The following is a 9,706-nucleotide window of genomic DNA, read 5'->3' on the forward strand; positions in this document are numbered from 1 at the left end:
GACGTCAAATTCCCGACTACTCCTGGCCACGCTGTAAGCCATATTTCCGCAATTTTTCGACCAGGGTGGTACGGCGCATTTTCAGACGCTTGGCGGCATGAGCGACAACCCCGCCGGATTCATCCAGTGCCTGCCGGATCAGGTCCAGTTCCATGGCACTGAGATGGGCCTTGAGATCTATCCCCTCATGGGGCAGACGCGAGACATTGATTACAGATTGGGGCTCATCACCGGAGATGCTCACCTGGGGCAGCTCTTCAGATTGATCGGAGAGCGCGGTATAACCGGCCCTGAACTTCTCCGGCAGATCCTTGGCATCAACCACGCCATAGGGGAAGAGGATCGCAAGCCGTTCAATCAGATTGGCCAGTTCCCTCACGTTGCCCGGCCAGCGGTACTGGGTCAGGGCCATGACAGCGCCAGGGGTCAGCCGAACCGATCCCCTCTTCTCTTTCTCAATACGCGAGATCAGATCGTTGACCAGCACGGGGATATCCTCGGCACGGTCACGCAGCGGCGGCATCTCTATAGGGAACACATTCAGGCGATAGTAGAGATCCTCACGAAACTTCTCCTTCTGTATGGCCTCTTCCAGGTTGCGATGGGTCGCCGCAATGATTCTTACATTGCATCGCATGGTCTTGCTGCTTCCCACGCGTTCGAAGGTGCGCTCCTGTAACACACGCAATAGCTTGACCTGCATCGGCATACTCATATCACCGATCTCATCCAGGAACAGCGTACCCCCTTCGGCCAGTTCGAAACGGCCCTGGCGGGAACTGATGGCCCCGGTAAAGGCACCCTGTTCATGGCCGAACAGTTCACTCTCCAGGAGGTCTGCCGGTATGGCACCGCAGTTGACCGGCACGAAAGCCTTGCCGCGGCGCGATGAGTTGTAGTGGAGCTTGCGTGCCACCACCTCTTTGCCAGTACCGGATTCCCCGAGTACCAATACGGTGGCCTCGGTATCCGCCACCTGCTCTATCATCTTGTTGATGCGACGGGTTGCCCGGCTGTTGCCGGAGAGGCTTCGGAAGAGCTCCAGGGGGCGCAATCCACCCCGCTCGGCCATCTGGTGCTCATGGAAAAGCTGGGCCTTGTGGAGATGGTTGACCATGATCTCGTAGCGCGTGGGGAGTTGGAAGGCGCCGATATAGGGACTGCCGGACTCTTCCTCCAAGGTCTCGCCAGTGTTGCTGACCCTGAACAGCGCCGGCTTGGGATCGGCCTGTTCCACCATCTGAATCAGCTTTGACCGCTCGCTCTCGGGAACATCGGGTCCAACAATGACTGAAAAACAGGATTCCTCATCCTGCTTCTGCAGATGCTTCTTTACCTGGTTGATGCTGCCCGTGGAGTCAAAGTCGAAGCTCAGGAAACGAAAGATACTTCCCAGGTAATCGATCCGCTCTTCATCTCCATCCACCAACAGAACACAGCCGCCGTGCAACATATGGAATGTCCCGTCCTCTGTCTGTGCATCCATGTCTGGCGTATTACCCCTAATTCCTCCCAGGTTTATTTAATATTGTTATTTCTCACAGCTAGTTATACACCACATTACCCGCATGTCAAAATCGCGACACATGTAATATTTTTGACAAATTCCAGGCCGCCTAATCATCTTCCCTTTTCTGTTCCGCTCTCAACTGGGCAACCTGTCGGCGATGGTGTCTGAAGATCACTTTTTGAAGGAGATCCGTGAATCGCTCTCCCTGTTCGAGGAAGCTCGCAGTAATCCAGCGTCCCTCTTCATGGTCGGCAATCTCCTTGATCAAGACGGGCAGTTTCAGGGATTGGGGAAGGCGTGGGTCGATCGCCAGACTGATCCAGGCATGCTGCCCCACTTGCAGATCTGCCTCCCCCCCGGACCAACTCATGCCCATGGCGCCTAAACGCAAGCCGGAAGGCACTTCAACGTCTTCCTTCTGCTGAACCAAACCGGAGACCAGCTCCAGCAGCATGTCCAACTTCGCCTCCAGTCTCAGCAGTTCTGCTACACGATCATCATCTTCTTCGGATACCTCTTTGCGATGCTCATCCAGTGCGATCAGACACTGCAACAACCGCTCGTTACGAGCAGCAGCACGCGGCATGCCCTCGACAACCGATTGTTCAGATGCGACTTCGCATTTCAGTGGAAGCTTGGTTTCGAAAACCAGCCCATCACCCAGATACTCTTCCATAACCTCATCCATCTCCCGCAATATGACACGACTGTTACTGAATTTATCATGCAACTTGACATGGCGCCCCCACAGTCTTAGAAAGATAGGTGATTTAACAACCTAAGGCTCCCTCTTTTGAGCGACATTCCCACAAGTATGCTGTTTGGCGTACTTGCACTACTAATCTTATTCTCTGCGTTCTTTTCCGGCTCCGAAACGGCACTCATGACCTTGAACCGTTACCGGTTGCGGCATCTTGCAAAAGATGGCCATAAGGGCGCGGTTCGAGCCGAAAAACTGCTGCATCGCCCAGACCGGTTGATCGGACTGATTCTGCTTGGAAACAACTTCGTCAATATCCTTGCATCTTCCCTGGCGACGGTCATCGCTCTGCGCCTGGGCGGTGAAGGTGCAATTGCCATCGCTGCCGGGTTACTGACCCTGGTCATCCTGATATTTGCCGAGGTTGCACCCAAAACCCTGGCCGCGCTCCACCCGGAACGACTCGCCTTTCCGGCAGCATTTTTATATGCCCCCCTGCTCAAACTGCTCTACCCCCTGGTCTGGGTCGTCAATGGTATAGCCAACGCAGTCCTCAAGAGACTCGGCGTCTCCCCGGATGACTCGGAGGGCCAGATCCTCAGCCAGGAGGAGCTGCGTACCGTGGTGACGGAAGCAGGCGCCATGATCCCCAAGAAGCATCAAAAGATGCTGCTCAGTATCCTCGACCTTGAGAAGGCTGCTGTCGAGGACATCATGGTGCCACGCAACGAAGTCGACGGTATTGAATTAGAAGAGCCCATCGAGGATATCCTCAGACAGCTGCAGAATAGCCCCTACAGCCGCCTGCCCGTATTCAATGACGGCATCGACCACATTGTAGGCATGCTCCATATACGCAAGGCGATGTACGCTCTCACCCAAGGGGAGTTGACCAAGGAAATCATTCAGGAGGCGTGCGATCCCCCCTATTTCATTCCTGAAGGCACACCTCTCAACAAGCAGTTGCTCAATTTCCAGCGAAAAAGGGCACGCGTAGGCCTGGTGGTGGACGAATACGGTGATGTATTGGGACTGATCACCCTGGGAGATCTGCTGGAAGAGATTGTCGGCGAATTCACCACCGATCCCTCAGACAGCATTCAGGACGTCCAACCCCAAGAGGACGGCAGCTTTCTGGTTGCAGGCAACGCCAACGTAAAGGAGTTGGTGCGCACCTTACACTGGGAACTGCCAATCAATGGCCCGAGAACGATAAATGGACTGATTACCGAGTACCTGGAGGCTATACCGGAACCCGGCACCAGCCTGCTGCTCGAAGGCTATCCGGTTGAGATACTGCTGACCCAGGACAACGCCGTGCGTATGATCCGCATAGAGCCGGATAAACGTCGCAAAACGCGCAAAATCCCCACGAATTAAACTCCATTCAGGAAGACTTTTCCCTTATACTGGTAAGCTAGGTTGCATATTTTTGTCATCTGCCTATACTTTGGTAGGTAGAAAATGTGTTATAAATTGAGAAGTTATTAGCGTGACTTAAGTCACATTTTAAATTGCGACTAATTTCTAACACGAATAAACCCAGAGTCACCGCATCACGCTGAACACCCTGAATGGTTACGGATCGGCACTGCCCACGGAAAGTTCGAATGGCCAAGTTGACAGTTTTTTACAAGAGCCGCGCTTTGGACGTTCACCACCTCGGTGAAGGAGAAACCCTTATTGGCCGCAGCAGCGACTGCGATCTGCAGATCGACAGCCCCGCAATAGCCTATGAACATGCGCTGATCTGACGTGAGGGTGACAGTTACATTGTGAAACCGGCACAGAGCGTGCTGGTGAACAACTACCCAATCGAGAAGCATACCCTTACCCATGGTGACCTGATCAAGGTGGGAAAACACGTCCTCGGTTTCTCCAAGAGCGCTATTACCATTGATTTCCCAAGACCTTCCCCAACGCCGGAAGTCAGCGTAGCGAAGAAGGACATCGAGAGTGGCCCCAACCTGGAGCGCATCGTCAGCACCATCGACACCCTGCCCACCGGTTGCATCCAGGTACTCACTGGAGAACACATCGGTAAAATTCTCCGCCTGCAGCGCTCACTGATGCGCCTGGGTATCCGGGGAGACGAGTGCGCTGTCATTGCACATCGAAGCGATGGCTACTACATCTCTCACCTTGAAGGCGATACACCGCCATTGATCAACGGCACCTCCATCGGGCAACGCAGCATCAAGCTCGAAGAGGGCTGCACCATACAGCTGGGTGCAATCACCATGCGTTTTCACGAGAACGCCATCAACCAGGCGGAAGCGAGCTAGGGACCGGCTTTTCGCTTATACTTCCCCCCAATAAGCAACGACGGATTGCAGGGAGAGTTCCATGACCAGTGAACAGATCGAGGAGCGACGCAATTTCACCAGACTGCTCTTTGATGCCCCTGTTATCATCTCTTACCAGGACCAAACCACAGAATCCAGGTTGATCGATATCTCCCTGAAAGGTGCATTGGTGGCAAGATCCGAAAACTATGCCATCGACACAGACGCTCCTGTCACCCTTGAGATCTCGCTGCCTGGCAGCGAAATCCGCATCCGTATGCCCACCCTCCTGGCGCACACACAAAATAACAGCATGGGGTTTCGCTGCACCCACATCGATATGGAGAGCGTCGGCCATCTCAGGCGATTGATCGAGTTGAACCTCGGTGAACCCGACCTGCTGGAACGGGAACTGGCCGCCCTGGGCTAAACCGATTATCAGAACGCCCTCTCCCAAATACTGGAAGTCGCAACCCGGCAATTAAAAAAGGCTTACCGAGCACCGGTAAATCTTTGTATGTGTTGAACCATCTGTCCCAGCTGGGTGGGTCCGGATCAGTTTTTGGCCTGCATCGCGTCCTTGCTCGGCACTTCCACCCGCTGGCTGGCATCTCTCCAGCCGTTGTAACCCGCACGGTAGTAATAGATCCGGCTGTAGCCCCACTCGACCGCCTGTTGCGCCGCCTGCGAGCTCATCATGCAATCCTTGCCACGACAATGCAGAATCACCGAATCGTCGGGACTGGCGGTTGAACTTTCCGCCAGGAAGGGGAAGGCTGACCGCGCCTGGAATCCGCCCTGCCTGATACATGAACTCGGGACGCACGTCCACGAAGGGAACGCCTTCGGCAAGTAGCTGCTGCGCTGTCGCCGTATCAACAAAGGTGGTACCCGCAACCGAAGCTGGGGCCGGGCCATCCAGTTCGTCTGCCGCTACTGTCACCCCTGGCAACAGAATTAACAGGGGCAGTACAACTGTCTTCAACAGGTCTTGCAGCCGGTGCATGTTTTCCCACCAATATTAATAAATGATCATTTTTACGTTTCAGGGTCCAAAGTGAACCACAACCCAGACCCGATAGGCTTGACCTTGGTCAAATTGCGTTGTTGAGGCCCATTCACACAGACCTGGTTTTCGGCTCTTCAGATTGACCTGGAAAGACAGGAGAAATATCAAAAGATGTGAAAAACTCTAAACGGGGAAAAGTTGTTCAGAACACATCCAGGATATCCGGCAGGCGTTCCACGGCTATCACCTCGAGACCCGATATCGATTTTTTAGGCGCATTCTTGCGCGGCACCACTGCCCTGCTGAATCCATGCTTGGCCGCCTCTTTCAAGCGATCCTGGCCGTTGGGTACCGGACGGATCTCTCCGGCAAGGCCCACCTCACCAAACGCCACCAGGTCCCTCGGGATGGTCCTGTCCCTGAAACTGGAGAGCACCGACAGCAGGACAGTGAGATCGGCCGCGGTCTCGGTGATCCTGACACCACCGACCACGTTGACGTAGACATCCTGGTCGAACATGGCAATACCGCAGTGGCGGTGCAGTACCGCCAACAGCATGGAGAGACGGTTTTGCTCCAGGCCAAGGGTGACACGGCGTGGATTGGCCAGGGGGCTCTCATCCACCAGTGCCTGCACCTCCACCAGCAGAGGACGGCTGCCTTCGCGGGTAACCAGGATGCTGCTGCCGGAGACATCCTCGTCGCCGTGGCGGGAGAGAAAAATCGCTGAAGGATTGCTCACCTCCTTCAGCCCCTTGTCGGTCATGGCAAAGACGCCCAGCTCGTTCACGGCACCGAAACGGTTCTTTATGGTTCTGATCAGCCGGAACTGTGAACCGGAGTCCCCTTCAAAGTAGAGCACCGTATCCACCATGTGCTCCAACACCCGCGGGCCGGCGAGCGCCCCTTCCTTGGTGACGTGGCCCACGAGAATCACCGCGGTGCCGGTTTGCTTGGCGAAACGCACCAGTTGGGCCGCTGACTCCCGCACTTGGGCCACAGAGCCGGGAGCAGACTGGAGCTGCTCAGTGTAGATGGTCTGGATGGAGTCGATCACCATCACCGCCGGCCGGTCCTGCCCCGCAACGGCCAGCACACGCTCCACGCAAGTCTCGGAGAGCAGTCTCAGGTTCTCCCTGGGGAGACCAAGCCGGTGGGCACGCAGGCTGATCTGCTCCGGCGACTCTTCACCACTGACATAGAGCGTTGAGAGCCGGCTTGAGAAATCAGCCAGTGTCTGGATCAACAGGGTGGACTTGCCGATACCGGGATCACCACCAATCAGCACAACGGAGCCTGGCACCAAGCCGCCGCCCAACACACGGTCGAGCTCACCTGTACCCGTAGGCTCACCACTTCGTACCTCTGCTTCCACCTCGGCGAGAGAGCGTACCCTGCTCTGGTTGGCATCCCCCGCATAACCGCCGAAACGGCTGCTGCGATTGCCTACCGGCGCAGCCACAGCCTCCTCCAGGGTGTTCCAGGCCTGGCAGTCGGGACACTGCCCTGCCCACTTGGGAAACTGCCCCCCACAGGATGTGCAGCTGTAGATACTCTTAGTGCTCTTGGCCATCGACTTCCTCAAACCTTACCCGCCGGGTGACACCGCAAAACAATTCATAGGCAATAGTACCGGCAGCCCGGGCGATCTCATCCGCGGGCAGTCCCTCCCCCCAGAGTGTCACCGTATCACCTACTTCCGTATCGGGCTGGCTACGCAGATCCAGGGTGATCATGTCCATTGAGACGCGTCCCACCAAGGGCACGCGCTTGCCGTTAACCAATACCGGGGTACCGGATGGGGCGTGCCGGGGATAACCGTCACCGTAGCCAATGGCCGCCACCCCTACCGGCATCGCCTCCGGGCAGCACCAGGTGCCACCGTATCCAATGGACGATCCCTCGGGTAGATGGTTTACTGCCATCAGCCGGGTCTCCAGGGTCATTACGGGCCGCAGGCCGTCCTGCTCTGCAGAACCGTTAAGAAAAGGCGATGCGCCGTAAAGCATGATGCCGGGCCTGACCCAATCACCGTGAGCATTTGGCCAGCCCAGTGTAGATGCCGAATTGGCAATACTGGTTTGGACTCCCAGTCGTTCAGCCACTGGATTGAAACGTTCCAATTGGGCAATGGTTGCGTTGTCGGAAATATCATCCGCATTGGCCATGTGAGTCACCAGGCGAACCTCGCCCTGCACCGAGGGCAGTTCAGACAACCGTTGCCAGACAGTCTCCGCCTCCCCTGGCAGAAAACCGAGGCGATGCATGCCGCTGTCCACCTTTAGCCAGCAAGTGACGGGACGGGCGCTGTCGTGGTTTTCCAACAGGGTCACCTGGCTGTGATGATGCACCATCAACTCCAGGTTGCTGTCAGACCCATCACTGAGCTCTTGTGCAGTCCTTGCACCACCTAACACCATGATGGGCTTATCGATGCCTGCACTGCGCAACTCGATCCCTTCACTGACCCTGGCCACCGCGAAGGCATCCGCCTCGGCCAACCCCTTGGCCGCACGCAATACACCATGCCCGTAACCATTGGACTTGACCACCGCGATCACGCGACTCGCTGGAGCGGCGCTGCGAGCGCGCCGAAGGTTGTGGGCAAGTGCTGAGAGGTCGATAAGGGCGCGGGGACCCATCAATAGTCGTCCCTGTAGACGTCGTCGATGTAGTTCTCGAACTTGGTGTAGCGACCCAGGAAGGTGAGCTTGACGGTACCGATGGGACCGTTACGCTGCTTGCCGATGATGATCTCCGCCATCCCCTTGTCCGGACTGTCCTCGTTGTAGACCTCGTCACGGTAGATGAAGACCACGATATCCGCATCCTGCTCGATGGCGCCTGATTCACGCAGGTCCGACATGATGGGACGCTTGTTGGTGCGCTGTTCCAGGCTGCGGTTGAGCTGGGAGAGTGCGATCACCGGTACGTTGAGCTCCTTGGCCAGTGCCTTGAGGGAGCGGGAGATCAACGAGATTTCGTTGGTACGATTTTCAGTCGCGCCGGGCGCCTGCATCAGCTGCAGGTAATCGATGATGATCAGGCCCAGTTCGCCGTGTTCGCGCATCAGGCGCCTGGACCTGGCGCGCACCTCGGTGGGACTGAGGGCCGGTGTGTCGTCGATGAACAGTTTCGCTTCCGCCAGGATACTCACGGCTGAGGTGAGACGGGGCCACTCGTCATCTTCCAGTTTACCGGTACGCACGCGGTGCTGATCGATACGGCCCAGGGAGGACATCATGCGCATGGAGAGCGCCTCGCCGGGCATCTCCATACTGAACACCGCAACTGGCTTGCCGCTGTTGATAGCGACATTCTCGGCGATGTTCATTGAAAAGGTGGTTTTACCCATGGAGGGGCGACCGGCGACGATGATCAGGTCGGCGGGCTGGAGCCCCGAGGTCATACCATCGAAGTCGACGAAGCCGGTGCTGAGGCCGGTGATGGGCTCATCCTGTTCAAACAGGGTCTCGATACGATCCACGGCCTTGGTGAGCAGGTTCTTGATGGACTCGAATCCACCCTTGCCGCGGCTTCCCTGCTCGGCGATCTCGAATACCTTGCACTCCGCATCATCGAGCAGTTCGGTACTCTTCCGCCCTTCAGGCTGAAAACCGCTGTCGGCAATGTCGGTACCCACAGAAATCAACTGGCGCATCACCGAGTGTTCGCGTACGATCTCGGCATAGGCCCTGATGTTGGCTGCACTGGGGGTATCCTTGGCCAGGCTGCCAAGGTAGGCCAGACCACCGGCATCCTCGAGCTGACCGTGACGCTCCAACTCTTCTGACAGGGTGATCACGTCGAAGGGCTGGCTCTGTTCCGCAAGGGACTCGACAGCCCGAAACACCAGGCGGTGCTCCCTGCGGTAGAAATCCACCTCTGAGACCTTCCCGCCGATCTGATCCCATGCAGAGTTGTCCAGCATCAACCCGCCGAGTACCGACTGTTCCGCCTGGATTGAATGGGGCGGCACACGCAACGAATCCGTAACCTGATTGCCAAAGGGTGCTTCAGAGGGGAAAGCCGGTTCTTGCATTGAAATCCAAATAGGTTGGTGTTTATCCGAAGTAGAAAGGATAAGTGAAAAACAGTTTACAGGACAAGCGAGTCTTCGACCTCGTGAAAGATTTTGGGACATCCAAGTCCCCAAAATCGACTCGGCCTTCGACAACCTATTAGTGCCCCGGACGTCCTGG

The 9,706-nt window shown here is 56.5% G+C and carries 9 protein-coding genes and 1 pseudogene; 4 read left to right on the forward strand and 6 right to left on the reverse strand.

The features are described 5' to 3' along the window. Positions 1 to 16: 16 nt before the first annotated feature. Together BOW53_RS04560 and BOW53_RS04565 are read right to left on the reverse strand one after the other, a co-directional pair. A complete protein-coding gene (locus BOW53_RS04560) occupies positions 17 to 1,486 on the reverse strand; it encodes a sigma-54 dependent transcriptional regulator (RefSeq protein ID WP_281254023.1) in 1,470 nt (489 codons plus the stop codon). Positions 1,487 to 1,616: 130 nt separating this feature from the next. Continuing rightward, a complete protein-coding gene (locus BOW53_RS04565) occupies positions 1,617 to 2,186 on the reverse strand; it encodes a PilZ domain-containing protein (protein ID WP_216641086.1) in 570 nt (189 codons plus the stop codon). A gap of 117 nt (positions 2,187 to 2,303) precedes the next feature. Here BOW53_RS04565 and BOW53_RS04570 point away from each other — a divergent pair, with 117 nt between their 5' ends. From BOW53_RS04570 to BOW53_RS04585, 4 genes are all read left to right on the forward strand, one after another. Further along, the gene (locus BOW53_RS04570) at positions 2,304 to 3,590 is read left to right on the forward strand and encodes an HlyC/CorC family transporter (protein WP_078486332.1); all 1,287 of its coding nucleotides are present in this window, start codon (positions 2,304 to 2,306) and stop codon (positions 3,588 to 3,590) included. Positions 3,591 to 3,820: 230 nt separating this feature from the next. After that, positions 3,821 to 3,964 (forward strand): FHA domain-containing protein, encoded by a 144-nt coding sequence (locus BOW53_RS04575; protein WP_172838765.1) that lies wholly within the window; start codon positions 3,821 to 3,823, stop codon positions 3,962 to 3,964. Between the two features lie 45 nt (positions 3,965 to 4,009). Then, positions 4,010 to 4,495: an FHA domain-containing protein gene (locus BOW53_RS04580; RefSeq protein WP_135607002.1), complete on the forward strand. Its 486-nt coding sequence runs from the start codon at positions 4,010 to 4,012 to the stop codon at positions 4,493 to 4,495. A gap of 61 nt (positions 4,496 to 4,556) precedes the next feature. Next, positions 4,557 to 4,925, forward strand: coding sequence for a PilZ domain-containing protein (locus tag BOW53_RS04585; RefSeq protein WP_078486334.1), 369 nt, complete (start codon positions 4,557 to 4,559; stop codon positions 4,923 to 4,925). 125 nt (positions 4,926 to 5,050) lie between these two features. Here BOW53_RS04585 and BOW53_RS04590 read toward each other — a convergent pair. From BOW53_RS04590 to dnaB, 4 genes and pseudogenes are all read right to left on the reverse strand, one after another. Next, positions 5,051 to 5,501: pseudogene (locus BOW53_RS04590) on the reverse strand (rhodanese-like domain-containing protein). A 205-nt stretch (positions 5,502 to 5,706) separates the two neighbouring features. Further along, positions 5,707 to 7,077 (reverse strand): DNA repair protein RadA, encoded by a 1,371-nt coding sequence (radA, locus tag BOW53_RS04595; protein WP_078486336.1) that lies wholly within the window; start codon positions 7,075 to 7,077, stop codon positions 5,707 to 5,709. Next, entirely contained in the window at positions 7,061 to 8,146 is a 1,086-nt protein-coding gene (gene alr / locus BOW53_RS04600) for an alanine racemase (RefSeq protein ID WP_078486337.1), read from the reverse strand. The genes radA and alr overlap by 17 nt, the downstream gene beginning before the upstream one ends. Next, a complete protein-coding gene (gene dnaB / locus BOW53_RS04605; RefSeq protein WP_078486338.1) occupies positions 8,146 to 9,546 on the reverse strand; it encodes a replicative DNA helicase in 1,401 nt (466 codons plus the stop codon). The genes alr and dnaB overlap by 1 nt, the downstream gene beginning before the upstream one ends. Positions 9,547 to 9,706 lie beyond the last annotated feature (160 nt).

Source organism: Solemya velesiana gill symbiont, assembly GCF_002020805.1.
Classification (GTDB): Bacteria; Pseudomonadota; Gammaproteobacteria; order Chromatiales; family Chromatiaceae; genus Sedimenticola_A.

Excerpts from the sequence above, each read along its gene's own strand:
- BOW53_RS04560 (WP_281254023.1), bottom strand. The coding sequence starts at position 1,486 with ATGGATGCACAGACAGAGGACGGGACATTCCATATGTTGCACGGCGGC.
- BOW53_RS04565 (WP_216641086.1), bottom strand. The coding sequence starts at position 2,186 with ATGGAAGAGTATCTGGGTGATGGGCTGGTTTTCGAAACCAAGCTTCCA.
- BOW53_RS04575 (WP_172838765.1), top strand. The coding sequence starts at position 3,821 with ATGGCCAAGTTGACAGTTTTTTACAAGAGCCGCGCTTTGGACGTTCAC.
- BOW53_RS04585 (WP_078486334.1), top strand. The coding sequence starts at position 4,557 with ATGACCAGTGAACAGATCGAGGAGCGACGCAATTTCACCAGACTGCTC.
- radA (WP_078486336.1), bottom strand. The coding sequence starts at position 7,077 with ATGGCCAAGAGCACTAAGAGTATCTACAGCTGCACATCCTGTGGGGGG.
- alr (WP_078486337.1), bottom strand. The coding sequence starts at position 8,146 with ATGGGTCCCCGCGCCCTTATCGACCTCTCAGCACTTGCCCACAACCTT.
- dnaB (WP_078486338.1), bottom strand. The coding sequence starts at position 9,546 with ATGCAAGAACCGGCTTTCCCCTCTGAAGCACCCTTTGGCAATCAGGTT.